Annotated in this window: 23 protein-coding genes and 3 tRNA genes; 16 read left to right on the forward strand and 10 right to left on the reverse strand. The window is 72.1% G+C overall.

The window, feature by feature from the left end; translation table 11 throughout:
* Nucleotides 1–82: 82 nt before the first annotated feature.
* Nucleotides 83–1,132 (forward strand): uroporphyrinogen decarboxylase, encoded by a 1,050-nt coding sequence (gene hemE, locus N865_RS09285; protein WP_034804532.1) that lies wholly within the window; start codon nt 83–85, stop codon nt 1,130–1,132.
* Nucleotides 1,132–2,808, forward strand: coding sequence for a murein biosynthesis integral membrane protein MurJ (murJ, locus tag N865_RS09290; RefSeq protein WP_034804534.1), 1,677 nt, complete (start codon nt 1,132–1,134; stop codon nt 2,806–2,808). Before hemE ends, murJ begins: the two co-directional genes overlap by 1 nt.
* Nucleotides 2,809–2,843: 35 nt before the next feature.
* Here the strand turns inward: murJ and N865_RS09295 are convergent, their stop codons facing one another.
* The gene (locus N865_RS09295; protein ID WP_034804537.1) at nt 2,844–3,980 is read right to left on the reverse strand and encodes a DUF4349 domain-containing protein; all 1,137 of its coding nucleotides are present in this window, start codon (nt 3,978–3,980) and stop codon (nt 2,844–2,846) included.
* Nucleotides 3,981–4,077: 97 nt separating this feature from the next.
* Here N865_RS09295 and hemG point away from each other — a divergent pair, with 97 nt between their 5' ends.
* On the forward strand, nt 4,078–5,481 hold the full coding sequence (hemG, locus tag N865_RS09300; protein ID WP_034804540.1) for a protoporphyrinogen oxidase: 1,404 nt from the start codon (nt 4,078–4,080) through the stop codon (nt 5,479–5,481).
* Nucleotides 5,482–5,488: 7 nt separating this feature from the next.
* On the forward strand, nt 5,489–6,190 hold the full coding sequence (gene hemQ, locus N865_RS09305) for a hydrogen peroxide-dependent heme synthase (RefSeq protein WP_034804543.1): 702 nt from the start codon (nt 5,489–5,491) through the stop codon (nt 6,188–6,190).
* 58 nt (nt 6,191–6,248) lie between these two features.
* Here the strand turns inward: hemQ and N865_RS09310 are convergent, their stop codons facing one another.
* Nucleotides 6,249–6,626, reverse strand: coding sequence for a DUF1707 SHOCT-like domain-containing protein (locus tag N865_RS09310; RefSeq protein WP_034804546.1), 378 nt, complete (start codon nt 6,624–6,626; stop codon nt 6,249–6,251).
* Between the two features lie 97 nt (nt 6,627–6,723).
* A complete protein-coding gene (msrB, locus tag N865_RS09315) occupies nt 6,724–7,155 on the reverse strand; it encodes a peptide-methionine (R)-S-oxide reductase MsrB (RefSeq protein WP_034804549.1) in 432 nt (143 codons plus the stop codon).
* Between the two features lie 200 nt (nt 7,156–7,355).
* Between msrB and N865_RS09320 the strand changes: the two genes are divergently transcribed.
* Both N865_RS09320 and N865_RS09325 read left to right on the forward strand, forming a co-directional pair.
* Nucleotides 7,356–7,931 (forward strand): hypothetical protein, encoded by a 576-nt coding sequence (locus tag N865_RS09320; protein ID WP_034804551.1) that lies wholly within the window; start codon nt 7,356–7,358, stop codon nt 7,929–7,931.
* An 87-nt stretch (nt 7,932–8,018) separates the two neighbouring features.
* The gene (locus tag N865_RS09325; protein ID WP_034804650.1) at nt 8,019–9,185 is read left to right on the forward strand and encodes an alpha/beta hydrolase family protein; all 1,167 of its coding nucleotides are present in this window, start codon (nt 8,019–8,021) and stop codon (nt 9,183–9,185) included.
* Nucleotides 9,186–9,206: 21 nt separating this feature from the next.
* Here N865_RS09325 and N865_RS09330 read toward each other — a convergent pair whose 3' ends face one another.
* Entirely contained in the window at nt 9,207–9,950 is a 744-nt protein-coding gene (locus N865_RS09330) for a dihydrofolate reductase family protein (RefSeq protein WP_034804554.1), read from the reverse strand.
* Between the two features lie 159 nt (nt 9,951–10,109).
* Here N865_RS09330 and N865_RS09335 point away from each other — a divergent pair, with 159 nt between their 5' ends.
* The gene (locus N865_RS09335) at nt 10,110–11,096 is read left to right on the forward strand and encodes a PPK2 family polyphosphate kinase (protein WP_034804652.1); all 987 of its coding nucleotides are present in this window, start codon (nt 10,110–10,112) and stop codon (nt 11,094–11,096) included.
* Nucleotides 11,097–11,165: 69 nt separating this feature from the next.
* Here N865_RS09335 and N865_RS09340 read toward each other — a convergent pair whose 3' ends face one another.
* On the reverse strand, nt 11,166–12,806 hold the full coding sequence (locus tag N865_RS09340) for an acyl-CoA dehydrogenase family protein (RefSeq protein ID WP_034804557.1): 1,641 nt from the start codon (nt 12,804–12,806) through the stop codon (nt 11,166–11,168).
* A gap of 61 nt (nt 12,807–12,867) precedes the next feature.
* Between N865_RS09340 and N865_RS09345 the strand changes: the two genes are divergently transcribed.
* The 6 genes from N865_RS09345 (at nt 12,868) to N865_RS21730 (ending at nt 16,345) form a co-directional block, all read left to right on the forward strand.
* A complete protein-coding gene (locus N865_RS09345; protein WP_034804560.1) occupies nt 12,868–14,019 on the forward strand; it encodes a YihY/virulence factor BrkB family protein in 1,152 nt (383 codons plus the stop codon).
* 126 nt (nt 14,020–14,145) lie between these two features.
* Nucleotides 14,146–14,218, forward strand: a tRNA-Gly gene (locus N865_RS09350).
* 21 nt (nt 14,219–14,239) lie between these two features.
* A tRNA-Cys gene (locus tag N865_RS09355) sits at nt 14,240–14,310 on the forward strand.
* A gap of 26 nt (nt 14,311–14,336) precedes the next feature.
* Nucleotides 14,337–14,411, forward strand: a tRNA-Val gene (locus N865_RS09360).
* Nucleotides 14,412–14,666: 255 nt separating this feature from the next.
* Complete coding sequence (gene ppk2, locus N865_RS09370) at nt 14,667–15,524, forward strand: polyphosphate kinase 2 (RefSeq protein WP_034804566.1); 858 nt, start codon at nt 14,667–14,669, stop codon at nt 15,522–15,524.
* A 119-nt stretch (nt 15,525–15,643) separates the two neighbouring features.
* A complete protein-coding gene (locus tag N865_RS21730) occupies nt 15,644–16,345 on the forward strand; it encodes a phosphatase PAP2 family protein (RefSeq protein WP_051510401.1) in 702 nt (233 codons plus the stop codon).
* A 65-nt stretch (nt 16,346–16,410) separates the two neighbouring features.
* Here N865_RS21730 and N865_RS09380 read toward each other — a convergent pair whose 3' ends face one another.
* Genes N865_RS09380 through N865_RS09390 form a run of 3 tightly spaced genes read right to left on the reverse strand, consistent with a single transcriptional unit; the run spans nt 16,411 to nt 20,146 of the window.
* The gene (locus tag N865_RS09380; RefSeq protein ID WP_084328098.1) at nt 16,411–17,043 is read right to left on the reverse strand and encodes a phosphatase PAP2 family protein; all 633 of its coding nucleotides are present in this window, start codon (nt 17,041–17,043) and stop codon (nt 16,411–16,413) included.
* Entirely contained in the window at nt 17,040–18,398 is a 1,359-nt protein-coding gene (locus tag N865_RS09385; protein WP_034804569.1) for a diacylglycerol/lipid kinase family protein, read from the reverse strand. The genes N865_RS09380 and N865_RS09385 overlap by 4 nt, the downstream gene beginning before the upstream one ends.
* Entirely contained in the window at nt 18,395–20,146 is a 1,752-nt protein-coding gene (locus N865_RS09390; protein WP_034804571.1) for a SulP family inorganic anion transporter, read from the reverse strand. The genes N865_RS09385 and N865_RS09390 overlap by 4 nt, the downstream gene beginning before the upstream one ends.
* A gap of 225 nt (nt 20,147–20,371) precedes the next feature.
* Here N865_RS09390 and N865_RS09395 point away from each other — a divergent pair, with 225 nt between their 5' ends.
* Nucleotides 20,372–21,013, forward strand: a complete 642-nt coding sequence (locus N865_RS09395) for a hypothetical protein (RefSeq protein WP_034804573.1) — start codon at nt 20,372–20,374, stop codon at nt 21,011–21,013.
* A 44-nt stretch (nt 21,014–21,057) separates the two neighbouring features.
* On the opposite strand, the gene N865_RS09400 is transcribed toward N865_RS09395, so the two are convergent.
* Nucleotides 21,058–21,978, reverse strand: coding sequence for a LysR family transcriptional regulator (locus tag N865_RS09400; protein ID WP_051510402.1), 921 nt, complete (start codon nt 21,976–21,978; stop codon nt 21,058–21,060).
* A gap of 116 nt (nt 21,979–22,094) precedes the next feature.
* Here N865_RS09400 and gabT point away from each other — a divergent pair, with 116 nt between their 5' ends.
* Both gabT and N865_RS09410 read left to right on the forward strand, forming a co-directional pair.
* Nucleotides 22,095–23,432, forward strand: coding sequence for a 4-aminobutyrate--2-oxoglutarate transaminase (gene gabT, locus N865_RS09405; RefSeq protein WP_034804575.1), 1,338 nt, complete (start codon nt 22,095–22,097; stop codon nt 23,430–23,432).
* Nucleotides 23,433–23,530: 98 nt separating this feature from the next.
* Nucleotides 23,531–24,997: an NAD-dependent succinate-semialdehyde dehydrogenase gene (locus N865_RS09410; protein ID WP_034804578.1), complete on the forward strand. Its 1,467-nt coding sequence runs from the start codon at nt 23,531–23,533 to the stop codon at nt 24,995–24,997.
* 99 nt (nt 24,998–25,096) lie between these two features.
* Here N865_RS09410 and N865_RS21735 read toward each other — a convergent pair.
* Nucleotides 25,097–26,182 (reverse strand): PKD domain-containing protein (locus N865_RS21735; RefSeq protein ID WP_157557640.1); only part of this gene is annotated, 1,086 nt, incomplete at its 5' end.

Below are 26,182 nucleotides of genomic sequence, written 5' to 3' on the forward strand. Positions count from 1 at the left end.
GGTATGCCGCGTCGACCCTGATGTCCCGAGGGCACGCCGCGTCGTGTGCGGGGCACTGCCGCGTGCGTGGCAGGATTGACCGGTGCCGACCGACGCCCCCGCCCCCGCCCGCACCAGTGACCTCGTGCGCGCCGCGCGCCGCGAGCCGGTCTCGCGGACCCCGGTCTGGTTCATGCGGCAGGCCGGCCGCTCGCTCCCCGAGTACCGCGCGATCCGCGAGGGCATCCCGATGCTCGAGTCGTGCATGCGCCCCGAGCTCGTCACCGAGATCACCCTCCAGCCGGTCCGCCGGCACGGCGTCGACGCCGCCATCTTCTACAGCGACATCGTCGTGCCGCTCAAGGCGATCGGTGTCGACCTCGACATCGTCGCCGGGGTCGGCCCCGTCGTGGCCCAGCCGATCCGCGAGGAGCGCGACCTCGACCGTCTCGTCCCGCTGACGCCCGAGCACGTCCCGTACATCACCGAAGCCGTGCGGATGCTCGTCGCCGAGTTGGGCGGCACCCCCCTCATCGGCTTCGCGGGCGCGCCCTTCACCCTCGCCTCCTACCTCGTCGAGGGCGGCCCCTCGAAGAACCACGAGAAGACCAAGGCGCTGATGCACGGCAACCCTGCGCTGTGGGACGCCCTGTGCGCCCGCCTCGCCCAGATCTCGGGCGCCTTCCTGCGCGTCCAGGCCGAGGCCGGGGCGAGCGCCGTGCAGCTGTTCGACTCGTGGGTCGGCGCGCTGCAGCGGGCCGACTACAGCCGGTTCGTCCAGCGTCACTCCGCCGCCGCGCTCGCCGCCGTCGACGACCTCGACGTGCCGAAGATCCACTTCGGGGTCGGCACGGGCGAGCTGCTCCGCCTCATGGGTGAGGCCGGGGCCGACGTCGTCGGCGTCGACTACCGCGTGAGCCTCACCGACGCCATCGCCCGTCTGGGTCAGGGGTATGCCGTCCAGGGCAACCTCGACCCGGCCCTGCTCTTCGCGCCGTGGGAGGTCATCGAGGCGGCCGTGCGGGGGATCGTCGAGGAGGGGCGGCAGGCCCCGGGCCACATCTTCAACCTCGGGCACGGGGTCCTTCCCAACGTCGACCCCGACGTCCTGACACGTGTGACGGAGCTCGTCCACGAGGTCTCGGCGCGCTGATGGCGCAGGGGTCCCTCGCCCGCTCGAGCCTCGTCATGGTGGGCGGCTCCTTCGGCTCCCGCGTCCTCGGGGTGGTGCGGTCGGCCCTGCTCACCGCGATCATCGGGACGCTGGCCGCCGGTGACGCGTTCAGCCTCGCCAACTCCCTGCCCAACGTCTTCTACATGCTCGCCGCGGGCGGCATCCTCAACGCCGTCCTCATCCCCGCACTCTCGCGGGCGATGAAGCTCGAGGACGGCGGCAAGGAGTTCACCGACCGGGTCGTCACCATGGCCCTCGGGGCGATGCTCCTCTTCACGATCGTCATCACCGCGTGCGCAGGGCTGTTCGTCCGGCTCCTCGACGGCAACCGTGGGCAGTCGTTCTCCGACCTGGCCCTGGCGTTCTCCCTCATCTGCCTGCCCCAGATCTTCTTCTACGGCGTCTTCGCGCTCCTCGGACAGATCCTCAACGCGAAGGGCCACTTCGGGGCCTTCGCGTGGGCGCCGTTCGTCGCGAACGTCGTGGCGGTGGTCGGGCTGCTGCTCTTCATCGTGCTCTTCCCGGCGCCGAAGGTCCTCGACGGGGCCGGGCACCGGCTGCCACGCCCTCCCGAGATGTGGACCGGCCCGATGATCTGGCTCCTCGCCGGCTCTGCCACCCTCTCGGTCGTCGCCCAGGCCGTGTGGCTGATCCCCGCCCTGCGCCGGACCGGCTTCACCTACCGGCCGCGGTGGGGGCTGCGCGGCGTGGGGCTCGGGGGAGTGAGCCGCCTCGCGCTCTGGGCCTTCGCGGGGCTCGCGATCTCGCAGGTGGGCTTCTTCATCACCCAGTGGGTCCTCAACTACGCGGCCGGCCGCGTCCCCCGCGGGCAGCCGCCGCTTCGCGGCAACTCGGTCTACGCGATCGCGTTCACGATCTTCATGCTCCCGCACGCGTTCATCGCCGTCTCGATCATCACCGCACTCTTCCCGCGTCTCGCGCACGCGGCGGCCGACCACGACTACTCGCGGCTGAGGTCCGACTTCCGTCGGGGCCTCACCCTTCCCCTCGTCGCGAACGTGCCGGTGATGGCCTTCTTCATGGTGGCGGCGCGGCCGATCGTCGCCCTGCTCAACCCCGGGATCGACGACCTCTCGATCGACCTGGCGGCGGCGGCGCTCGTCGTCATGATCATCGGCATCGTGCCCTTCGGGGTCGACCTGCTCTGCTACCGGCTCTTCTTCGCCCTCGAGGACGGCAAGTCGCCACTGGTGATGCAGGTGCTCCTGACCGGCACGAGCCTGGCCTGTGGTGCGGCCACGCTGCTGATCGCCCCTCAGTGGGCGCTCGGTGTCATGGCGGCCGGCATGACGCTCGGCAACATCATCAGCTCGACGACGGGTGTGCTTCGGGTCCGGGGACACCTCGGTCCGCTCGGCCTCATGCGGATCATGGACTCCGCGGCCCGCATCGGCGTCGCGGCGGCGATCGCCGGCCTGCTGGCGTGGGGCACCCTCACCGTCCTCTCGCCGATCCTCGGCGACCCGCAGGACCCCGCTGCGACCTCGACCTTCGACCGGATCTTCGGCAGTGCCGTCGCGATCACCTTCAGCGGCCTCGTCTTCACGGCCGTCTACGTCGGCCTGGCACACGCCTTCCGCGTCCGGGAGGTCCAGGACCTGTCCGACATGGTCCGGCGCCGGATCGGTCGCTGAGGGCCCGCGGAAAGGCCGACGGCGCCGCCCGGTGCTCAGTCGCCGGCCGGCGCCGATCCGCCGGTCGCCGGACGGTTGCGGCCCAGGCGCATGCGACGCACGACCCACGCCACGATCAGGCCGATGAGCAGCCAGGGGAGCAGCACGGCGAGACCCGTGACGATGACTCCCACGGAGGCGAGCAGGTGGTCCCAGGCAGCCCGGAGCGTGGCCACGAACCCGCTGTCCACCGTCGCGACCGGTGTCACCCCGGCCGTCCACAGGGTCACGGTCACGTCGGAGGTCGTCGTGCGGCGCTCGAGCTCGGCCAGGCGCTGGACCAGCGAATCGAGCTCGGCCTGCCGCCGCGTCAGCTCGCTCTCGAGCAGGACGATCTGCTGCAGGTCGGTCGCCTTGAGCATGAGCGCCCGGATCGAGGTGATGCTGTCCTGGGCCGGCCCCATCCGCGCCTTGGTGTCGACGTACGTCTCCGTGACATCCTCCGACTGGGACGAGCGGTAGGAGACGGTCCCGACCCGGGAGAGCTCGGCGAGCACCGCATCGAGCCGCTCGGCGGGGACACGGATCGTGAGCCTGGCCTCGTTGACGCCGACCGGTTCGGTCGCGACGGAGGGCTGGGTGCCGTCGGAGGTCTTGGGCGCGCCGCCCGACATTCCGTCGGGGCCGTAGCCGCCGGTGGGGTCCGACCCCGTGACGACGTTCTCGGAGACGACCTGGCCGTCGGCCGCCGTCGCGATGGCGCGCACCCGCCCGCTCGACGCCGTGAGGTCGGTGACCTCGATCCCGAGCCAGGCGGTGCGGGCGATCTTCGGACCGCCCAGCGGGTCGGCGGCAGCGGCCTGCGCGCCTGCCGCGTCTGCCGCGCTGCCCTTGGCCGGGGCACCCGGAGCAATGCCGGCCGAGTCTGACGCTGAACCCGAGCCTGAGCCTGAGCCTCGACCAGAGGTCGAACCTGAAGCGGGCTCGGGCGCGCCCGAGCTGCCGTCGACGGCAGCGGAGCCGGCGAACCCGGACGAGCTGGTCGCCGCGCCGCCGCGGCCGTCGCGGGCGGCCAGGCCGACGGGGATCGACAGGGCCACCAGGGCGATGACCGCGACGACCCACCCGATGGTCTTTCGATGGTCCGCGACGAGACGGTGACGCCGTCCGGTCCTCGCGGTCGTGGCGCTCATGGCAGCTCCTTCCTCCTGTCGCCCCGCGGCGACGTCCTGATGGGAAGACACCGGGGCCGGTTCGATCGTTGCGAGGAGCGAGTGGAAGAGTGGCGGCATGGGTTGTCGCGTTGCGGTGGTCGGCGGTGGGATCACTGGGCTGGCAGCGGCGTGGGAGCTCTCCCGCGCCGGCGTTGTGGTCAGCGTTCTCGAAGGGTCGGACCGGATCGGCGGCAAGCTCCGCGTCGACCGTGTGGGTGGCGACCTCATCGACGTCGGGGCCGAGTCGGTCCTCGCCCGGCGCCCGGAGGCCGTGGGCCTCATCCGCGAGCTCGGCCTCGGACAACGGCTGACGCACCCGGCGGCCGTCTCCGCGACGATCGTGTCCGGGGGTCGGCAGTGGCCGATGCCGACCGGCACGCTCATGGGGGTGCCGTCCGACCCCGAGTCGGTCCGCGGGCTGCTCACCGACGCCGAGGTCGAGCGCCTCCACGCCGAGCAGCTCACCGGCCCGACCGGCTCCGACCTCGCCGTCGGTGCCTTCCTCGACGACCGGCTGGGGCCGGCGGTGACCGACAAGCTCGTCGAGCCGCTCCTCGCCGGCGTCTACGCCGGCCACTCGCGCGCCATCTCGCTCGAGATGGCGGTCCCCGTCCTCGACCGCGCGGCGCGCGAGGGACGGTCGGTGCTCGAGGCGGCGCGCGAGGCCGCCCGAGCCGCCCAGGACGGACCGCAGGCCGGCACCCCGGTCTTCGCGACCCTCGTGGGCGGCCTCGGCTCGCTGCCGGACCTGCTCGGCGAGGCGCTGGTGGCGCGGGGGGTCGAGATCCGCACGGACACCACCGTGCGGGCGGTGCGTCCCGTGGGCGAGGAGTGGGTCCTCGTCTCCGGGCCGACCATCGACGAGCGCGAGGAGCCCTTCGACGCCGTCGTCATCGCGACCCCGGCCGCGCCGACGGCGCGCCTCCTCGGACCTGTGGCTCCGGAGAGCGCGCGGCACCTCTCAGGCATCGAGTACGCCTCGATGGCGATCGTGAGTCTTGTCCTCGACGGACGGCCCGTGGAGCTGGCCACGACGAGCGGGTTCCTCGTCCCCCCGACGGAGCCGCTCACGATCAAGGCCTCGACGTTCAGCAGCACGAAGTGGCCGTGGTTGCGGGCCGCTCACCCCGACCGCACCTTCCTGCGTGCCTCCATCGGCCGCCACCGGGAGGAGGCGAGCCTCCAGCGCACCGACGACGAGCTCGTCGAGGTGGCCCTCCGTGACCTGGCGACGGTGCTCGGGAGCCCGCTCACCGGAGTGGTCGGGTCGCACGTCCAGCGCTGGGGTGGCGGACTACCGCAGTATGCCGTCGGGCACCGTTCCCGGGTCGAGGCGGCGCGAGCGGCCCTGCCGCCGACCCTCGTGCTCGGCGGGGCGGCATACGACGGCGTGGGGATCCCCGCGTGCATCGGCTCCGGACGGGCCGCGGCCGGCACGCTCCTGACCCGCCTGCGTGACGCGGGTGCCGACTTGGGATGATGGCCGCATGAGCGAGAAGCTGACCCCGGCGCAGATGCGAGAGATCAACGAGACGATCCGCTACTCGATGTGGTCGGTGTTCCGGGTCGCCTCCCCCCTCGGCCAGGACCGACAGGCCCTCGGCGACGAGCTCGACGCGCTGCTCGCGACGGTCGCGGCCGACGGTGTCACCGTGCGCGGCATCTACGACGTCGCGGGCCTGCGCGGCGACGCCGACTTCATGGTCTGGTGGCACGCCCCGACGATCGAGCAGCTCCAGGCGGCCTACCACGCCCTGCTCCACACCCAGCTCGGCTCGCACCTCGAGCCGGTCTGGAGCCAGGCGGCCCTGCACCGCCCGGCGGAGTTCAACAAGAGCCACGTCCCGGCCTTCATGGCCGACGAGGTCGCCCGCAAGTACGTCTGCGTCTACCCGTTCGTCCGGTCCTACGAGTGGTACCTCCTCGAGGACAGCGAGCGGCGGGACATGCTGCGAGAGCACGGTCAGATGGCCCGCGACTACCCTGACGTCCGCGCCAACACGATCGCGTCGTTCGCGCTCGGCGACTACGAGTGGCTCCTCGCCTTCGAGGCCGACGAGCTCTTCCGCATCGTCGACCTCATGCGCGACCTGCGGGCCTCCCGGGCCCGGCGTCACGTCCGCGAGGAGGTGCCGTTCTACACCGGTCCGAAGGTCGAGCCGCGGGCGCTCGTCGAGAGCCTTCGCTGAGGGAGGCCGCCCCGACCCGTCCCACGGAGGCGGGTCCGGTCGCGCTCCCGGCCGGACGTCAGCCGTTGCCGTCGAGGTAGCGCGCGACGACACCGGCGACGGGGATGAGCAGGAACCACCACCACCTCCCGGTGGCGAGGAAGAGACCCACCGCCACGAACGGGACCAGCCCCATGATGAGCTGGCTCGGGTTGCGGTGTCGGGCTGCCATCCCGGCCGGCGGTCTCCGCTCGACGACCTGCCCCTTGTCGTCGACCGCGGGCAGGTCGGTGAAGAGGTCGTTGAGCTCCCCTCGGGTGATCGCGTCCGTCGCCCTGCCCCGCCGGTCTTCGTACTCGTCGGGGTCGAGGCGGCCTGCTGCGAAGTGGAGTGCGAGGAGCTCGAGGGCCCGCTGCCGCTCAGGCTCGCCGACCCGGATCTCCCTGTCGTCCGTCATGGGCACACGATAGGCCCGCGACCGGGTGGCCGCGGGCCCACGTGAGCGATCCCAGTCGCCGTCCCGGCCGAGCCGGTGGGACCGGGCGGGTCGACGCTCAGCCCTCGTCGGGGGTGAGACGGAGCGAGATCGAGTTGATGCAGTAGCGCTGGTCCGTGGGCGTGTCGTACCCCTCGCCCTCGAAGACGTGCCCGAGGTGTGACCCGCACGTCGCGCAGCGGACCTCGACACGCTTCATCCCGAAGGAGCGGTCCTCGATGTACTCGACCGTGTCACCGGCGAGCGGGGAGTAGAACGACGGCCAGCCGCAGTGGGACTCGAACTTGGTGTCGCTGCGAAAGAGTTCCGCGCCGCAGGCGCGACACGAGTAGACGCCCTTCGTCTTCGTGTCGGTGTACTCGCCGCGGAAGGCCGGCTCGGTGCCCGCCTGGCGCAGCACGTGGTACTCGGCCGGGGTGAGCTGGGCGCGCCATTCTTCGTCACTGTGCTGGACGGCATACGACTGCTGGTTCTTCGTCTGGTCGCTCATGTCCTAGCCAACGCCGGCGTACCGGCGTTTGTGCCCTCGACCTCGGCTCCGGGATCTGACGATGTTCTTACGACGCGCCGGGCTCCGTGGTGCAACCATGGGTGGAACGTCACGAATACGGCCGGAATGGCCGCGGCCGCTCCGGGCAGAAGCGTGGCACCGATTCGATCAACGCGTCTGGGTCCGAGATGGAGCCTGCAATGAGCGATCGCTCAGGGGACGGGAACGGGGCAGGCGGGCACGCCATGCTCAACGCGGTGATCGGCGTCGTCGGCGCCGTGCTCGCCGCCGTCGCAGGAGTCGTGGCCACCTCTGTGCTGAGCGGTCGGAGTGACCAGCCGACCAGCCCGAACGCTTTCGTGGGCCCGACAACCAGCAGCCGTCAGGTGGGGACGACGCCCTTCGCCGGCCACCGGGAGTTCCAGCACTTCACCGTCCAGGTGAACGAGTTGAAGGGGCCGCGCACGGACGGGTCGGGCTCCTTGATCTACGACCTCATGGTCCGGGTCTGCGTCACCTCGGCTGCTCCGGACGCGGAGGATGGACGCACACGGATCAGCTGGGACCCATGGACGCTCGTCCTCGAGGACGGACGGAAGATCAGGCCCGACGCGGGGCTGGCCGGCCTCGTTGGTGCGCTTCCCAGGCAGAAGTACTACAACACCGGCGAGTGCGGCGCCGGGGCCATCCACTTCAGGGTGGGCGACCCGGCCGTGCCGGTCTCAGGCGTGCGGTACGCGAACGTCCAGGGGGACGTGGCGACCTTCGAACGGTAGGGACATCCACCGTCTTCGCCACATTCCACGAGGGCACGCCGCGGGACTGGTCGTGGAGGAGGTGCCGGGTTTGCGACGATGCTCGCCATGGAGCGACGCAACCCCCTCACCCGGCCCGTCCTCGTCGCCGGAGCGGCGGGGGGCGGGTCCCTCGTGGGGGCGGCGGCGGGGACGGTCGCCGCCGCGGCGTGGTTCGCGCGACGCATCCTGACGCCCGACGCGCTCCTGCCCGACGACGTGGAGATCCTGCGGCACGACTCCGACACGGTGACCTTCGCGGTCACTGCCGACACGGTGGAGCCCGGGAGGTACGGGGTGTGGCTCGACGGCGGTGCAGGACACCTGCGGGTCGGAGAGATCGTCGAGCAGGACGACGCGTCGGTCACCCGGAGTCTGCTCGGCGTCGACCGGGGCGCGCTCCGCGACGGTCCGGCCCGGTGGAACCAGTACTACTGGTGGGACCGGCCGTCCATCAGCCTCGGGATCCCCGACGAGGACGTCTCCGTCGTGTCCGACGTGGGGCCGCTGCCCGGGTGGGTCGTGCGACCAGACGGTGGCTCGAGCGGCGACTGGGCGGTCCTGGTCCACGGCCGGGGGGCCCGGAAGGAGGAGACCCTCCGCGCGGTGCCGGTCCTGCGCGCTGCCGGCTGGACGAGCCTCGTGACGGCCTACCGCAACGACCTCGACGCAGCAAAGGGGCCCGACGGGCGCTACAACCTCGGCCTGTCCGAGTGGCGCGACGTCGAGGCGGCGATGGGTCATGCCATCTCCCACGGTGCCGAGCGCATCGTCCTGCTCGGGTGGTCGATGGGCGGGGCCGTCGTCCTCCAGGCCCTCGACCGGTCGCCCCTCGCCGACCGCGTCGTCGGCGTGTGCCTCGACAGCGCCGTCGTCGACTGGGGCGACGTCCTCGCGCACCACGCCCGTCTCCACCGCGTGCCGAGCCCGCTCGTCGGCGTCGCCAAGGGGCTGATGGGCTCCGAGCGGACGAGGCGTCTCGTCGGGGTCCGCGAGCCGATCGACGTGGCTCTCACCGACTGGGTGACCCGCTCCGCGGAGCTCCGTCACCCGATGCTCGTCATCCACTCCGACGGCGACGACTTCGTCCCGATCGGGCCGGCCGCCGCGCTCGCCGCCCGGCGTCCCGATCTGGTCCACCTCGAGCGGTGGTCGGTCGCGCGGCACTGCCGCGAGTGGAATGTCGACCCCGAGCGCTGGGAGGGCGTGCTGCGCGACTTCCTCGACGGCCGGTGATCCGGGCTGTGTCCAGGACGGTCAGCGCCGGGTGACCCAGCGGCCGAGCAGGGTCCCGTCCTCCTCGACGAGGAGCGAGAGCCCGAGGTCGACGGGCACGCCGGCTGGTCCGACCGGGCGCGGGTGCTGCCCGCCGACGACGCGCGGGGCGATCGTGAAGCAGAGCTCGTCGAGGCGGCCGGCGGCCAGGAAGGACCCGACGAGGCTCGGCCCGCCTTCGGTGAGCACGTGCGTCCACCCTCGCTCGCCGAGCTGCGCGAGCAGCGCGTCGATCGACACCTCGTCGTCACCGCACACGAGCACGTGCTCCGGCCCGAGGGCCTCGCGGGCGGCGGCCAGACCGGGCGCACCGGCCGTCGTCGCGAGCAGCACCAGACCGGGCGGCGAGTCACGGAGCGTGGCCGGCAGGTCGGCCGACCGGGTGACGGCGACCAGGGGGAGCGCCTCGGGAAGGCCTGCCTCCTGCCGCAGCGGCCGAAGCGCGTCGGCGACCGTGAGCGCCGGGTAGCCCTCCGCCCGAACCGTGCCCGCCCCGACGACGACGACGTGGCTGAGCGCCCGGAGCAGCTCGAAGACGACGTGGTCGGCCTCCGTGTTGATCGAGCCGGACCGCCCGTCCGGGCCGCTCGCCGCGCCGTCGAGGGTCGTCACCATGTTGCAGCGGACCCAGGGTCCGTGCGGGGCGGCATACGCGAGGGCCAGTGCCCTGGTGTCGAGGTCGGCGTTGACGGGCAGACCCGACGAGCCGGGGACGAGGAGGCGCATGAGGCCAGTATGTCCGCGACGTCGTCCGTCGTCCCTCGTCCGTCGTCCGTCGTCCGTCGTCCGTCGACCGTCGTCGGCACGGCGACAGCGGCGGCGGCGCTCAGAGCCCGTTCCGTGCGTCGCCCCGTCGCAAGCACCCCTTTCGTGCAGGATGAGCGCATGGGCAAGAAGGAGAAGAAGGCCAAGAAGGACGCGAAGAAGGCCAAGAAGGAAGCGAAGAAGGCCAAGAAGGCCGCGCTCGCCGCGGCCGCGGCGGGCCCCGCGCCCGAGGTCAAGGTCGACACGCAGCCCGTCGACGACGACTTCGCCAAGCCGCTCGGCGGGTTCACCGAGGTGCTCCGCGTCGGGCGGGGCTTCGTCCTCGCCGACGTCGACCCCGGGTCGACGCCGAACTTCGACGGTGACGAGCAGGACGGTGACAAGGCTCTCTCCGACGGCAAGGACGAGCTGACCGACCTGCTCGAGAGGCTCTGGGCCGGGTCGACCGCGGGCAGCAGGCGCTCGGTTCTTCTCGTGGTCCAGGGCATGGACACCGCCGGCAAGGGCGGCATCATGCGTCACGTCGTCTCCGTCAACCCGGAGAACGTCAAGGCAACCGCCTTCAGGGCTCCGACGGAGGAGGAGAAGGCGCACGACTGGCTGTGGCGGATCGAGAGGGCGCTGCCGGCCCACGGGCAGCTCGGCGTCTTCGACCGCTCGCACTACGAGGACGTCCTCATCGTCCGGGTCCACGACCTCGTCCCCGAGGCGGTCTGGTCGAAGCGCTACGCGCAGATCAACGCCTTCGAGCGGCAGGTCGCCCGGGGCGGCACGACGATCATCAAGGTCATGCTCCACATCTCCCGCGACGAGCAGAAGGCGCGGCTCATGGAGCGGCTCGAGCGCCCGGACAAGTACTACAAGTACAACCCGGGCGACGTCGACGAGCGGGCCTTCTGGGACGACTACATGGAGGCGTACCAGGTGGCCCTGACGAAGTGCTCGACCGTCGGCGCCGCCTGGCACGTCGTGCCGGCCGACAACAAGTGGTACGCCCGCCTCGCGGTCCAGCAGCTCCTCCTCGAGGCGCTGCGCGGGATGGACCTGCAGTGGCCGGGCGCGGACTTCGACATCGAGGCGGAGGCCGCGCGCCTGAGCGCCACCTGAGTCGGCGATGCCGGGAGCCGGCCCACGTCGTATGCCGTTGGGCCGGCTCCCGCGCGTCGGGCGGCGTCGTCAGCCGGTGCGTTCGAGGATCGCCTGGGCCGAGCGAGCGAGGTCGACCGGCAGCGAGCCGAAGGTGTGTCCGTGGCGGCGGGCCACGCGGCTCGCGATGAACGCGTCGGCGACCGGTGCGGGGGAGTGCTCGAGGACGAGGGCACCCTGCAGCGCGATGGCAAGGTCCTCGACGACGGACCGGGCGGCGAAGGCTGCCGCCGGCGATGCGGGGTCGAGCGAGCTCGCTTGGGCGAGAGCGGAATCCGTGTGGGCGTCGAGCTCGGAGCTGCGCCCCCGGACGATGTGCAGCTGCTTCGTCAGCGCCTCGAGACTGGCCGGCTCCCGGACGATCGCCCTGATGACGTCGAGCGCGTTGACGTTGCCGGAACCCTCCCAGATCGAGTTGAGTGGCGCCTCGCGGTAGAGGCGCGCCAGACCGTTCTCCTCGACGTAGCCGTTGCCGCCGAGGCACTCGAGCGCCTCCGCCACCATCGGCGCGGTGCGCTTGCAGACCCAGAACTTGCCGAGGGCGACGCCAAGCCGCGCGAGCTCGGACTCGCCCTCGTCGAAGGCGTGGGCGAGACGCATGGCGAGCACCGTCGCGGCCTCGGCCTCGAGGGCGAGGTCGGCGAGGACGTTGCGCATGAGCGGCTGGTCGACGAGCAGCGCCCCGAACGCTCGGCGGTGTCGCGCATGGTGTAGGGCCCGGGAGAGCGCGTCGCGCATCGTCGCAGTCGAGCCCAGGACACAGTCGAGCCGTGTCGCTCCGACCATGTCGATGATCGTGCGGACCCCGCGCCCCTCCGGGCCGAGGCGCGAGCCCCACGTCCCGTCGAGTTCCACCTCGCTGGAGGCGTTCGAGTGGTTGCCGAGCTTGTCCTTGAGCCGCTGCAGCGCGAAGGGGTTGCGGGTCCCGTCGTCGAGGGCCCGTGGCACGACGAAGCAGGTGAGCCCCCCGGGCGCCTGGGCGAGGACGAGGAAGACGTCGCTCATCGGCGCGCTGCAGAACCACTTGTGCCCTCGCAGGCGATAGGTCTCGCCGGGGAGCGGCCCGCCAGGGGTCGACACCGCCTCGGTCGTGTTGGCCCGGACGTCGGAGCCGCCCTGCTTCTCCGTCATGCCCATGCCCGCGATGGCGCCCGCCTTGCCGGACACCGGTCGGATCCCGAAGTCGTACTCGCGGCTAGCGAGGGCGGGCAGCCAGCGACCCGCCAGACCGGGGTCGTGCCGCAGGGCCGACCCGGCGGCATACGTCATCGAGATGGGGCAGCCGTGCCCGGCCTCGACGCGCGACCACGTCATGAAGCCGGCTGCCCGCCGCGCGTGGGCGCCGCTGTGGCTCGGGGACGTCCACGGCTCGGCCGTGAGGCCGGCACCGACGGCGCGGGTCATGAGCCAGTGCCACGACGGGTGGAACTCCACCTCGTCGATCCGGTTCCCCCGCGCGTCGTGGGTCCGCAGCACGGGTGGGTTCGCGTCAGCGAGCCGGCCGTGCTCCTGCGCCTCCTCGCTCCCGGCAAGCAGGCCGAGGGCGGCGAGCTCGCCATGGCCAGCGGGATCCGCCCACCGGGCCACCGCCTCGGCGAGGGCTTGGTCCTCCGCGAGGAGGTGGTGCCCGACGTACGGCGGCACCTGGTTCGTCACCTCGTGTGTGCTCACGTCCCGAGCCTAGGACGCGCGGGGAGAGACACTCCCGGGCCTGCCGCTAGCCTCTGAGGCGATGACGGTCAAGGGCAGGGTGCGCACCCTCCTGGAACACGTCCCCGGTGGGGTCGCCCTCGCGCGCCTCACCCTCGGGACGATCCGGGTCTGCATGAGATACCGCGTCACGGGCCTCGCGTCCGAGGGCGCGTTCTTCATGCTCCTCAGCCTCCCCCCGCTCGTCCTCGGGCTCTTCGGCGGACTCGGCTACGTCGGCGCCTGGCTCGGCCCCGACTCCGTCGACCGGGTCGTCGAGTCGATCAGGACGTATGCCGCCCGCTTCCTCACCGAGTCGAGCATCACCGACCTGCTCGTGCCGACGGTCGACGGGGTGCTGCGCGGGGGTCGACCTGAGATCGTCTCGGTCGGCTTCCTGCTCTCGCTCTGGTCCGGCTCGCGGGCCCTCAACGTCTTCGTCGACACGATCTCGATCATGTACGGCCAGAGCGGGGCCCGCGGGATCATCCACATGCGGGCCTTCAGCCTCGCCCTCTACTCGATCGGCATCGTCGTCGCCGTCGTCGTCCTGCCCCTCACCCTGCTCGGGCCCGGCATCGTCTCCGGGTGGCTGCCCGACCCGTTCGCTGCGGTCGTCCGCGCCGCCTACTGGCCGATCCTCATCGTCCTCAGCGTCGCGACCCTGACCTCGCTCTACCACGTGGCGACCCCGCGCCGGAGCTCGTGGTGGCGCGACCTGCCCGGCGCCCTGCTGGCCCTGACGATCTGGGTCCTCGCGTCCTCCGTCGTCCGCTCGTCCCTCGAGAGCTCCCTCGGCGGTCCGTCGATCTACGGTCCCCTCAGCGCCCCCATCGTCCTGCTCATCTGGCTCTACGCGCTCGCCATCGCCATCCTCATCGGCGCCGGTCTCAACGCGGCCGCGCGCGCACTCTGGCCCGTGGCCCTGCACGACGGGGCCGGCATACGGCTCGTCAACTGGGCCCGCGACGGTGCCGGTGGGCTCCTGGCGCGCACCACCGAGTCGGACGGCGCGGCTCCCGGCCACGCCGGAGCGACGGCGGAGCCCCTGACCGAGCCTGACGGTGACGTCGATGAGGCGCGGCGGGCGCGGGACCGCCAGTTCACCCGCCGGGAGCGCTCGGCGCTCGCCGACGCGATCGACAAGGAGCTCGCGCAGGGGATGGTTCGGCCCGGCGAGAGCGGCGAACCCTGACCACCGGGGCGGGCCGGCGCGCCCGCTCAGGGCCTGGCCGGGGTCGGTGCCGGTTTTGTATCTCGCCGGGGAGTCCAGTAATGTCTACCTCGCACCGAGCGGGGAAGTTACACCGCTGGTGTTCCCGCGGACGTAGCTCAGTTGGTAGAGCGCAACCTTGCCAAGGTTGAGGTCGCCGGTTCGAGCCCGGTCGTCCGCTCGGAGGCACCTTGCCTTCAGCGGTGGAGTGGCCGAGAGGCGAGGCAGCGGCCTGCAAAGCCGCGTACACGGGTTCAAATCCCGTCTCCACCTCGGTTTCACCACCAAGCACGACCCTCGGGCGATTGGCGCAGCGGTAGCGCGCTTCCTTGACACGGAAGAGGTCACTGGTTCAAACCCAGTATCGCCCACCAGCACGAGACAGCCCCCGACCTGCGTGATCGCAGGCTCGGGGGCTTCGTCGTTCCCGAGATCTCCGCCAGGGCCTGGACCTGGCCGCTCCCGACCGGTCCTGGCAGGACCGGTCGGGACCTGCGCCGACGCACCTCGTCGGCGACCTTCGGTGAAGGTCGGACGCGGCGCCGGATCCAGGGCTAGCCTACGAAGGCAGCAACCGTGTGCGTTGACCGCAAGCGACTGACGCAATGGCATCGTGTCGGAGGCCCGCGATGAGCAAGAAGAAGGGCAAGAAGTCGAGGGCTCGGGGAGAGTCGCCCGGCGACACCGCGGGACACGACGAGTTGGAGGTCGGGGGCAAGCTGAGACGCAAGGCGTACGAGGCGGAGCTGGCGGTGCTGCAGGCCGAGCTCGTCGCCATGCAGCAGTGGGTGAAGGCGTCCGGTGCCAAGGTGTGCATCGTGTTCGAGGGTCGGGACACGGCGGGCAAGGGCGGCACGATCAAGCGGATCGTCGAGCGCGTGAGCCCGCGGGTCTTCCGTGTGGTTGCCCTGCCGGCGCCGACCGACCGCGAGAAGTCGCAGATGTACGTCCAGCGCTACATCCCGCACTTCCCGGCGGCCGGTGAGGTCGTCATCTTCGACCGCAGCTGGTACAACCGCGCCGGGGTCGAGCGGGTCATGGGGTTCTGCACGCCCGCCCAGACCGAGCGGTTCCTCGAGATGATCCCCGCGGTCGAGAAGGCCATGGTCGACTCGGGGATCATCCTGCTCAAGTACTGGCTCGAGGTCGGCCCCGAGGAGCAGACCCGGCGGATCGAGAGTCGCATCCATGACCCGCGCAAGGTCTGGAAGCTCTCCGACATGGACCTCGAGTCGTACAGCCGGTGGTACGACTACTCCCGCGCCCGCGACGCGATGTTCGCCGCGTCCGACACCCCTTGGGCGCCGTGGAACGTCGCGCTCACCGACGACAAGAGGCGCGGTCGCCTGAACGTCATCAGCCATCTGTTGAGCCAGGTGCCCTACGAGCCTCTCAAGACGAAGGACGTCGAGCTGCCGAAACGGCAGGCCGCCGGCGGCTACACGCCTCCGACCCTGCCCCCGCGCTACATTCCCAAGCCCTTCTGACCGGGCCCGTCTCGCCGAGGGCTGACCGCGAACTCGTCCGATGGAGGAAGGCATGTCCGAGAAGCTCAGCGCTCCGGTCGTGAGTGCGGCGGCCGGCGAACGCGGCGGCTCGGTCCTCCATGGGCGTCGGTGAGGCACAGCGCGCGCGGGGTCGCGAGCCGGCGGGCGTCGTGGCGTTCAGCCCGCGCACGCGCCGGCGGTTCCTGCTCTGGGGCTGCGCCTGCATCGTGATCTGCCTCGGCCTGAGCGCCCTGGCCGCGCGGCGCCCCGACGTCATGGCCGGCTGGGACCGGCTGCTCCAGCTCGGTCCCGATCGGTGGCGGGGCGCCGCTCCATGGCTCGAGAGCCCGCTGGTGTGGGTCTCCAACGCGTTCGGCACGGCGGCCAGCACGATCGCGACCGCTCTGGTGGCCGCCCTGCTGATCGCGAGGAAGCAGCATCGAGCGGCCGTGTACGTCGTGCTGGTGATCGCCGGTACCTCCCTCGTCACCGCCGTGCTGAAGCGGTACGTCGACCTGGCCAGGCCCGTCGTGGTGCACCCGATCATCGAGTACGCGTCGAGCGCGATGCCGAGCGGGCATGCGTCGAACATCGCCGCGGCCGTCACGGCGGCCTGCGTCCTGTCGGCGCTGCTCGTCAGCCGGCGAGCGCTGCGCCGCGTTCTCGTCGTCGGTGTGCTCGTCGCGCTCGTCGTCGGGCTCGACCGGCTCATGCTCGGGGTGCACACCCCTACGGAGGTCGTCGCCGGCTACGCCCTCGGGGTCGGCATGGGCCTGTTCACCGCGTTCTTCGTCAACCCGACCATGCGACGACGCAACTGAGGCCCTCGCGGCCCGCGACGGGCCACGTCACGCCGCGACGTCCCGCCCCCACGGCGGGCCAGTCGTCACCGGCGGCGCAGCCGGCCGGCGACGACCGAGGCCGCGCGTCCGAGCCCAGCGCCGACGACCACACCAGCGACGACGTCTCCGGGGTAGTGGACCCCCGTGTACACGCGCGAGAACGCGACGACCCCCGCCGCCGCCCGCAGCGGCCAGCGCAGCTGAGGCACCACCGCGCTCGTCGCGACGCAGTATGCCGCAGCCGACGCGGAGTGACCGGATGGGAAGGACGCAGACGACGGCATACCGACCCATCGGGTCTCCGGGACCCCGAGCTGCGTGCGCCGGGGGCGGCGACGCGCCACCAGCTTCATCGGCTGGTTGACGAGGAACGACGTCACGGCGATCGCGCCCACCCCGGTGAGAGCGGCCCGCCGTCCCTTCTCCCCACCGAACGCGGCCAGGGCTGCAGCCGTCAGGAACCAGGGTCTGGAGAAGTTGGCGAAGTCGGAGGCCCGGCGCAGAGGCTCGTCGAGCCATGGTGTCGGGAGGTCCGCCACGGCACGGTAGACGCCGCGGTCGGCCGCATCGAGCCTGCGCAGCAGCGAAACGACGCGCGAGAGCCGAGGGTCGTGGCGGGTCGAGAGGCGCTCGGCAAGGCGCCCTTCGACGGGCTCAGGGGGACGCGGGACGCTCATCCGGCCTGCGCCTGTCGACCCGTCGCGGTCTCCCAGAGCGCGGTCAGGGTGGACCCGGCGGTGATGCGGGCGGGCTGGCGAGCGCCTGCCCGGCGACGGACGGCGGCGCGCGGGAGTCGGACCGTGACGGCCCCGGGGCGGATGGCGAAGTGCAGCGGCGGATCGAGGACGAGGGCCTCGCCGTCGACGCCGACCTCCACGGGCCCGTCCGAGGTCACGTCGAACTCGGACGCCGTCCACTCGTTCCAGCCGGCGAACCGCTGGACCTGGCCGGTCATCTCCAGCGCGGCCACCTTCTCCGCATCTGCGGCCGAGCTGACGCGAAGCGAGACGATCCCGAGCACTCCGCCGTCGAGGCGCTCCCGGGTGCCTCCTCCGCGCAGGTGCGCCAGGTCGTAGGGGTTGTTGGACACGAGCAGGAGCTGTCCCGGGACAGCCTGCTCGCCGGAGGGCAGGGTGTAGCGCAGGTCGAGCGGCCGCGCCCCGGGACCCAGCATGTCGGGCAGCATCGCCGAGGCGGTCTGGACCTTGGCCTCGCGGTAGTCCGCCGACTGGACGACCTTCGCGTACACGCCCATCGACGCGTTGTTGACGAACACCCGCCCGTTGAGCTCGGCGAGGTCGACCCGCGTGTCGACGCCGTCGTCGAACGCCTCCAGCGCGCCGGGGACGTCCTCTCGGTCGATGCCCAGGTCGAGGGCGAAGTGGTTGCGTGTCCCCGCGGGAACCACGACGAACGGGAGGCCGTGCCTGCTGGCGATGGAGGCGACGATGGCCAGCGAGCCGTCCCCGCCGGCCATGCCCAGCAGTTCCGCACCTCGGGCGACCGCTGCCTCGGCAACCTCTCGGAGGTCGTCGCCGGGCCCGAGGACGTGGGGCTCGACATCACGCTGACGGCAGAGGTCGACGAGGCCGAACCGCTCGACCTTGCCCCCGCCCGACCGCGGGTTCATGATCAGGACCGCATGCCGTGCCCTGGGCGCGCTCTCCGCCTCGACGAGCCCGGGCTCCGGTGCGAGGGCATAGCCCGCTGCGACAGTGGAGATCGCCCCGAGGGCCAGGCCGACGGCCAGCACGCGACCGCTCTGGCTCGCGAGGATCACCGCGACGAACACGGCCAGGGCGATGACCGCGAGCACGGCCGCAGCCACCCGGACGCTGCCTCGCCGCGACACGACGTACCAGGCGGCCACCACGGCCAGCCCGAGCGAGACGACGCTCACCAGCAGCACGTCCCACCGGCGGATGGAGACGACGACGAGGAACAGCACGGCGGCGGCCAGCGCCGTCAGGGCGAGCGCGGCCGAGGCCCTGCGACGGGCGTCTCGTCTTCCACTTGGGACGGAGGTCGTCATGTCGGCTCCTCGGGGCCACGCCAGCTCGCGCCGGTCTGTCGCTGGTACTCGGCCACCGCCGCGTCGACGGTGGGTAGGAAGTGCTCCGGGACGATGGTGCGAGTCAGCTCGTACCGCTCGATCTTGGCGCGGACCGGGTCCTTCATCTCCGCGAACACCAGGGAGACCCCGCGCGCGTTGAGCCAGAGGTCCAGCTCCTGCAGCATGTCGGAGGCCGTGGTGTCGACGTCGGTGATCGGCTCGGCCGCGACGACGATCCAGCGCAGGTCCGGGTCGTCCTCGGCCAGCTCGCGAACCGTCTCGCCGAAGCTCCGAGCATTGGCGAAGATGAGCGGCGCGTCGAACCGGTAGACGATCAGCCCGGGCAGCCGCTCGGCGTCGGGGTAGCTCTCGGTGTCGTGCAGTCCCGCGACGCCCTCCACGCGGCCGAGCTCGGCCTGGTGCGGCCACCAGGTGCGACGGAAGACGTTGAGGATGGAGAGCCCGACGGCGATGAGGATGCCGGGCAGCACCCCGAGCAGGGCCACGCCGAGCAGGGCCACGACGGACAGGAGGAACTCCATCCGGCGCTGCAGCCAGAGGCGGCGGACGCCGGCGATGTCGGTCAGGGAGAGCGCGGCCGCGATGACGATGGCACCCAGCGTCGGCTGCGGCACGTACTGCATGATCGAGTTCGCGAAGAGCAGGACGAGGGCGATCACCACGGCTCCGACGATGCCGGTCACCTGGGACCGGGACCCGGCCTGCTCCGCGACCGCGGTCCGCGACCCGCTCGTGCTGACCGGGAAGCCCTGGAACGCCCCGGCCGCGATGTTGGCGGCCCCGATCCCGATCATCTCCTGGTTGCCCTGGACCCGCTCGCCCCTCCGAGCGGCGAAGGACGAGGAGGTGGACATCGTGTCCGCGAGCGCCACGACGGCGATGGCCAGTGCTCCCAGGACGAGGGGCGGGAGGTCGCCCCAACCGATCCGGGGGATCGTGAAGGTCGGCAGGCCCTGGGGGAGCACCCCGATCGTGTCGACCCCCTGTGCCTCCAGGTCGAACAGGTTGACGGCGACGGCGGTCAGGACCACGAGCACGAGGACGCTCGGGACCTTGGGGATGAACCGGTTGAGGAGCAGGATGCCGGCCAGTGCACTCACCCCGATGACCGCGGCGGTTCGGTTGGCCTCACCGGCGAAGAGGCCCGAGACGAAGGCCCTCGTCTCGGCGACGAAGCCGGTGGCGTCGGTGGAGAAGCCGAAGAGCTTGGGCAGCTGGCCGACGATGATCGTCAGGGCGAGGCCGTTCATGTAGCCGATCTGGGTCGGCTTGGAGAGCAAGTCGGCGACGAACCCGAACCGGGCCAGCCCCGCCACGACCATGACGACGCCGACGATGATGGCGAGCATCGACGCGAGGGCGACGGCCCGGGCCGGGTCTCCGCCGGCGAGCAGCAGGGGGGCGATGGTCGCCGCGATCATGGGGCCGAGCGACGAGTCGGGGCCGAGGACGAGCACCCGGGAGGGCCCGAAGACGGCGTAGCCGACCAGGCACAGGATCGAGGTGTAGAGCCCGGTCACGGGCGGCAGGCCGGCCAGCTGGGCGTACGCCATGCCCTGCGGGACGAGGAGCGCCGACAGGACCAGGCCCGCGACGATGTCCTTCGGCAGCCAGGGGCGCTCGTAGCTTCGGGCGAGACGGAGCCCGGGAACGCGCTCCTCCCACCGATTCGGTCCGACAGCAGGTCGGTCGGTGAGCGCGGCCATGGTCAGCCGACGATCCGGGCCCGGGTCGCGGGGAGGACTCGGATCGCGCTCGAGAGTCGTGCCCCACCATGGCGAGCGATCACGTGGCCAGCGTATAGGGCACACGACTCGGGTCGGCGCCGATCGGCGGGAATCGCGGAGCACCCGTCAGCTCGTGGCGGCGCGACACGTCGCGGACCCCGCCGTTCGGTTGCGGGCGCGGCCAGACCGGAGAAGGCTGGCGTCATGCTGACCGCGCTCCGACAGGGCCGTGTCGCCGGCCTGCGGGTCACGGTCGCCTGCGTCCGAGCCCTCGGCGAGGCTCCCCACGACGTCTATCTCGTCGACCTCGCGCTCCAGGACCAGCCGACGAGGGGAGGGGGCCGGTTCGACGAGGTGCCCTATCTCGAGTGCCTCGAGCCGGTGCTCGACGCTGTCGGCGGCCCGACGTCGTGGATCGTCGACGTCTCCCGCACGCATCGCAGCGACCGTGACGGGCTGGGGGAGGCGCACCTGTCGGTCGTCCTCGCCCTCGGCGCCACGCCGCCGACCGATGAGTCGGGCCCCGACGTGACACCGGTGGTCCGGTCCGCCTTCGCCCGGATGGCCGAGACGCTCCCGGCTCGACCAGCCGACGCGCTGCCGCGCGACGCGGCCATCGCGGCGGCGACCGATGCGGTCATGCACGCCTTCCCCCGCCTCGGCGCGGAGGCCCTGTCGCTGACGGACGAGGAGCACCATGCGGCCGAGGGGTGGTGGTCGGTCGGCCTCGCCCAGCCCGGTGTCGCGCGGTTCCAGGTCCAGCTCGGGTTCGTGCCAGGCGTGGCCGAGTCGGCGCACGTTCGTCATCTCCCCCTGGGCGAGGTGGTGGACTCGGTAGGCGCGTGAGCCCCCCGCGTGGACTCGGTGGGCGCGTGAGCCCCCCGTGGCGCCTACCTCGCCGTATGCCGTCTGGCGGGCCTGCGCGGCGGGGTGACCTGCTCGCCGTAGCGGGCCACGCAGAAGGCGGCGAGCCGCCCCGCGAGCTCGCCGATGGCGGCCGCACCGTGGTGCGCGCGGTCCCATGCGGCATAGAGGCTGATGTGGACGGGTCCGGACGGCCCGTCGATGCCGAGGGGACGCAGGCCGAAGCGGGGGTCGTCGGAGACGACTGCGACGCCCCGCCCTGACGCGGCGACGGCCTGGGCCACTTCGGCCGTATCGAACTCGTGGAGCTCGCCGTAGCCGAGACGGGCGGCGGAGACGGCCTGGTCGAGCGCGCGTCGAGGGTGGAAGTCCCGAGACTGGGCCAGCAGGGGCACCGCGACGAGCTCGTCGAGCGCCACGCGCGTGCGACGCGCCCACGCGTGCCCGGCAGGGACGTACGCGAAGACGGGCAGGTCGGCGAGTGCCCGGCCGGCGAGCGGCGGGGGCGGGGTCGTCGTGCCGACCGCGAGGTCGGCCCCGCGCGCGAGCGTGGCGTAGACGGACGCGGGGACCTCCTCCCACACCGCGGGCATCGGGTCCGCTTCCGTCAGCGTCGCCAGGAAGGGGGCGACGACGTCGGTCAGCGTGGTCCCGGGGGCGGCGATCGTGATCCGCTGGAGGCGACCGGCGGCGATCGACGCTGCCGTGGCCAGCGCGGCGTCGGCCTGTGCGACGAGGTGCTGCGCCACCGGGAGGAACTCCCGGCCTGCCGCGCTCAGCTGAAGCCGTCCCTCGTCGCGGTTGAACACCTCGATCCCGAGCGAGCGCTCGAGCTGGCGAAGCTGGCGGGACAGGGACGGCTGGGTGACGTGCACGACCTCCGCCGCGGCGGTGACCGTGCCGGTCTCGGCGACGGCGCAGAAGTAGCGCAGGGTGCGGATCTCCACGGTATGCCTCCTGAGCATGGATCACGTGCGTGACAGGTATTGGACAGCATGACACCTTGGGCTCGACGCTGGAGGCGGTGACCGCACCGGCCCACCGACCACCCGAAGGAGCACCCATGTCCGTCGTCGAGCAGCGACGCCACCTCGCCACGGCGATCCCCGGCCCTCGTTCGCAGCAGCTGCAGGATCGCAAGGCCGCGAGCGTCTCTGCCGGGGTGAGCACCGGCCTGCCCGTCTACGTGGAGCGGGCCTCCGGGGGGATCCTCGTCGACGTCGACGGCAACCAGCTCATCGACTTCGGGTCCGGCATCGCCGTGACGACGGTCGGCGCGTCCAACCCGCGCGTCGTCGAGGCCGTGCAGCGCCAGGCCGCCGACTTCACGCACACGTGCTTCATGGTGACCCCCTACGAGGAGTACGTCGCCGTGTGCGAGAAGCTCGCCGAGCTGACTCCCGGCGACCACGAGAAGCGCTCGGCCCTGTTCAACTCGGGGGCCGAGGCCGTCGAGAACGCGGTCAAGATCGCCCGCGCCTTCACGGGACGGCAGGCGGTCGTCGCGTTCGACCACGCCTATCACGGCCGGACGAACCTCACGATGGCACTCACCGCGAAGGCCATGCCCTACAAGCAGGGGTTCGGGCCGTTCGCCTCGGAGGTCTACCGCGCACCCATGGCCTACCCGTACCGCTGGGTCGGCGACGCGGCGCGGGTCGCCGAGGAGGCGTTCGAGGCGTTCGCCGCGCAGGTCCACGCGCAGATCGGCGAGCAGAACGTCGCGGCGGTCGTCATCGAGCCGATTCAGGGTGAGGGCGGCTTCATCGTGCCGCCTGCCGGGTGGCTGCGTCGCATCGCCGACTGGTGCCGTGAGCACGGCATCCTCCTCGTCGCCGACGAGGTCCAGACCGGGTTCTGCCGGACCGGCGACTGGTTCGCCTGCGACCACGAGGGGGTCGTCCCCGACCTCATCACGACGGCGAAGGGCATCGCCGGCGGCCTGCCGCTCGCGGCGGTGACGGGCCGGGCCGAGGTCATGGACTCCGTCCACGCCGGCGGGCTCGGCGGCACCTACGGCGGCAACCCGGTCGCGTGCGCCGCAGCCCTCGCCGCCATCGAGACGATGGAGTCCGAGGACCTGTGCGGCCGGGCGCGGCAGGTCGAGGAGCTCTTCCGAAGCCGGCTCGAGCGCCTGGCCGACAAGTTCGACGTGGTCGGCGAGATCCGCGGCCGCGGGGCCATGCTCGCGATCGAGCTCGTCCGCGGCGGCGGCGACACGACGCCCAACCCGGACCTGACCCGTGCGGTCAACGCGTTCTGCCATGGCCAGGGTCTCGTCACCCTGACCGCGGGCACCTACGGCAACGTCCTGCGCTTCCTGCCCCCGCTCACGATCTCCGACGAGCTGCTCCACGAGGGTCTCGACATCCTCGAGCAGGCCTTCGTCGCCCACGCCTGAGCCCACCCGCCGACCCGTCCAGCAACCCCGGCCCGTACCCGGGCGCCCGTCCCCCGACCTTGGCCAGCTGCCACCGTCGTTCATGCAGGAGTCTTCGTATGCCGCTTTCCCCCTCCGAGTCCGCCCTCGTCAGCTCCGTCCCCACCGGCCTGTTCGTCGCCGGCGAGTGGCGGGAGTCGTCCGACCGGTCCCGGTTCGACGTCGAGGACCCCGCAACGGGCGAGGTCGTCGCCAGCGTCGCCGATGCGACGGTGGCGGACGGCGACGCAGCCCTGGCCGCCGCCTCGGCCGCGCAGGAGGCCTGGGCCCGGACTGCACCGCGCGAGCGCGGCGAGCTGCTGCGAGCGGCATACGAGCTGCTCATCGAGCGGACCGAGCACTTCGCGCGGCTCATCTCCCTCGAGATGGGCAAGCCCCTCGCCGAGGCGAGGGGCGAGGTCGCCTACGGTGCCGAGTTCTTCCGGTGGTTCTCCGAGGAGGCCGTCCGCATCGACGGCCGGTGGATGACCGCGCCCAACGGCGCGACCCGCCTGCTCACCCTGCGGAAGCCGGTCGGTCCGACGCTCATGGTGACGCCGTGGAACTTCCCGCTCGCGATGGGAACGCGCAAGATCGGTGCGGCCATCGCCGCGGGCTGCACCATGGTCGTCAAGCCCGCGACCCAGACGCCGCTGACGATGCTCGCCCTGGCCGACCTCCTGCGCGAGGTCGGTGTGCCCGCGGGCGTGGTCAACGTCTTCGCGACGACCCGGACCGCCGAGGTCATGGAGCCGCTCGTCCGCGACCCGCGGGCGCGCAAGCTGACCTTCACGGGCTCGACCGGTGTGGGCCGGCTCCTCGTCGAGCAGTCGGCGACCCAGCTGCTCCGCCTGTCGATGGAGCTCGGGGGCAACGCGCCGTTCATCGTCTTCGAGGACGCCGACCTCGATGCGGCGGTCGAGGGCGCGCTCCTCGCGAAGATGCGCAACATGGGCGAGGCGTGCACGGCCGCGAACCGATTCCTCGTCCACGAGTCTGTCGCCGACGCCTTCGCGGAGCGGCTCGCCGAGCAGATGAGCCGTATGCCGGTCGGCCGGGGTGCGGACGACGGCGCGGAGGTCGGCCCGCTCATCGACGCGAAGGCCCTGGCCAAGGTGACCGAGCTCGTCGACGACGCGACCCGACGTGGCGCGCGGGTCGCCTGCGGCGGCAAGGCCGTCGGCGAGGCCGGCTACTTCTTCGCCCCGACGGTCCTCACGGACGTCCCGGCCGACGCGGACCTGCTCCGCGAGGAGATCTTCGGCCCTGTCGCCCCGATCACGACGTTCGCCACGGAGGACGAGGCGGTCGCGAGCGCGAACGACACGGAATACGGACTGGCGGCCTACGTCTACACCCGCGACGTGTCCCGGGTCGTCCGCCTCGGCGAGCGCCTCGAGTTCGGCATGGTCGGGGTCAACACGGGCATCGTCTCCAACCCGGCGGCACCCTTCGGCGGGGTCAAGGCGTCCGGATTCGGGCGCGAGGGCGGGTTCGAGGGCATCGAGGAGTACCTCGAGACGACCTACCTCGGCATCGCGCTGTAGCCCGGCTAGGGAGCGGGCGGGCGGCGCCGGCGTGGCGCCGGTCCCGGAGGGCGGGGGGAGACCCTGGTCCGGAGCCGACGCCACTGGTCGCCAGAGGCCTCAGGGTTGGAACGTCATGACCAGAGCGGCCCAGGTCCCCTTGGTGGTCCCGTCGGCCCTGTACGTGCCGGTGGTCGTCGGGAGCTGGTACGCACGTCCGAGGTTGGTCGCCCCGGTCGCGAGTGGGCCGAGCGCCGTCCACGATGTCCCCCACGTCGGGTTCGTGGAGCTGGTGAACGCTGCCACGACGCCCAGTACGACCTCACGCGGCGACGTCGTCGTCGCCGTCAGGCCGGACGAGAAGGCTGCGGTGGTGCCGGTGGCTGCAGCAGTGCGATCGACGCGGGTCACACCAGTGAGCTCGTCGACGACCATCCGAGACGTGCTCGAGCCCGGGAAGGAGGCCGTGATCTTGGCGTTGGGCGCCAAGGCGTTCGTGGCGCGGCCGGAGAGCACGACCAGCCGTCCGCCGCTGACCGCGACGTCACGCACGACGGTATAGGTGTTGCCCGCGGAGTCCGTCGCCGAGACGGCACCGTTGGACTTCGTGGCGATCTGAACGCTCACGACGAGCAGGTCGCCCTGCCGGACGCCTGCGGCGGGGGCCACGGTCACGACGGCCGAGCTCTTCGACGACGTCGCTGAGGTCGTCCCGACGAGCGCCACCCAGGCTGGGGCGGGGCTGGCCGTGACCGTCTGTCGGGCGGTCGCGCTCAGGCCCGAGGTGTTGGTGACGGCGACGGTGACGGTGTAGGCGCCGGCCGCCGCGTACGTGTGGTTCGCGGTGGGGGAGGCCTGGGCGGGCAGAGTGGTGCCGTCGCCGAAGTCGAAGGCGTAGGTCAGGGTCTGTCCTTGCGGGTCCGTGGAGGCGCCGGCGTCGGCAGTCACCGCGAGGGGAGCGATGCCGCTGGTCGGCGTGACACCGATCTGGGCCACAGGGGGTTGTGGGGCGGTGGCGGTGACGGTCTGCTGGGCGGTCGCGCTCAGGCCCGAGGTGTTGGTGACGGTGACGGTGACGGTGTAGGCGCCGGCCGTCGGGTAGGAGTGGGTGGCAGTGGGGGAGGCTTGCGCAGGCAACGTGGTGCCGTCGCCGAAGTCGAAGGCGTAGGTCAGCGCCTGGCCCTGCGGGTCGCTGGAGGCGCCGGC

Origin of the sequence: Intrasporangium oryzae NRRL B-24470, assembly GCF_000576595.1 — a bacterium.
Taxonomy (GTDB): Bacteria; Actinomycetota; Actinomycetes; order Actinomycetales; family Dermatophilaceae; genus Intrasporangium_C; species Intrasporangium_C oryzae.

Excerpts from the sequence above, each read along its gene's own strand:
- msrB (WP_034804549.1), bottom strand. The coding sequence starts at position 7,155 with ATGAGCGACCAGACGAAGAACCAGCAGTCGTATGCCGTCCAGCACAGT.
- hemQ (WP_034804543.1), top strand. The coding sequence starts at position 5,489 with ATGAGCGAGAAGCTGACCCCGGCGCAGATGCGAGAGATCAACGAGACG.
- hemG (WP_034804540.1), top strand. The coding sequence starts at position 4,078 with ATGGGTTGTCGCGTTGCGGTGGTCGGCGGTGGGATCACTGGGCTGGCA.
- N865_RS09345 (WP_034804560.1), top strand. The coding sequence starts at position 12,868 with ATGACGGTCAAGGGCAGGGTGCGCACCCTCCTGGAACACGTCCCCGGT.
- N865_RS09395 (WP_034804573.1), top strand. The coding sequence starts at position 20,372 with ATGCTGACCGCGCTCCGACAGGGCCGTGTCGCCGGCCTGCGGGTCACG.
- N865_RS09410 (WP_034804578.1), top strand. The coding sequence starts at position 23,531 with ATGCCGCTTTCCCCCTCCGAGTCCGCCCTCGTCAGCTCCGTCCCCACC.
- N865_RS09380 (WP_084328098.1), bottom strand. The coding sequence starts at position 17,043 with ATGAGCGTCCCGCGTCCCCCTGAGCCCGTCGAAGGGCGCCTTGCCGAG.
- N865_RS09325 (WP_034804650.1), top strand. The coding sequence starts at position 8,019 with ATGGAGCGACGCAACCCCCTCACCCGGCCCGTCCTCGTCGCCGGAGCG.
- N865_RS09335 (WP_034804652.1), top strand. The coding sequence starts at position 10,110 with ATGGGCAAGAAGGAGAAGAAGGCCAAGAAGGACGCGAAGAAGGCCAAG.
- N865_RS09320 (WP_034804551.1), top strand. The coding sequence starts at position 7,356 with ATGAGCGATCGCTCAGGGGACGGGAACGGGGCAGGCGGGCACGCCATG.
- N865_RS21730 (WP_051510401.1), top strand. The coding sequence starts at position 15,644 with ATGGGCGTCGGTGAGGCACAGCGCGCGCGGGGTCGCGAGCCGGCGGGC.
- murJ (WP_034804534.1), top strand. The coding sequence starts at position 1,132 with ATGGCGCAGGGGTCCCTCGCCCGCTCGAGCCTCGTCATGGTGGGCGGC.
- N865_RS09385 (WP_034804569.1), bottom strand. The coding sequence starts at position 18,398 with ATGACGACCTCCGTCCCAAGTGGAAGACGAGACGCCCGTCGCAGGGCC.
- N865_RS09295 (WP_034804537.1), bottom strand. The coding sequence starts at position 3,980 with ATGAGCGCCACGACCGCGAGGACCGGACGGCGTCACCGTCTCGTCGCG.
- N865_RS09390 (WP_034804571.1), bottom strand. The coding sequence starts at position 20,146 with ATGGCCGCGCTCACCGACCGACCTGCTGTCGGACCGAATCGGTGGGAG.
- N865_RS09310 (WP_034804546.1), bottom strand. The coding sequence starts at position 6,626 with ATGACGGACGACAGGGAGATCCGGGTCGGCGAGCCTGAGCGGCAGCGG.
- N865_RS09330 (WP_034804554.1), bottom strand. The coding sequence starts at position 9,950 with ATGCGCCTCCTCGTCCCCGGCTCGTCGGGTCTGCCCGTCAACGCCGAC.
- gabT (WP_034804575.1), top strand. The coding sequence starts at position 22,095 with ATGTCCGTCGTCGAGCAGCGACGCCACCTCGCCACGGCGATCCCCGGC.
- ppk2 (WP_034804566.1), top strand. The coding sequence starts at position 14,667 with ATGAGCAAGAAGAAGGGCAAGAAGTCGAGGGCTCGGGGAGAGTCGCCC.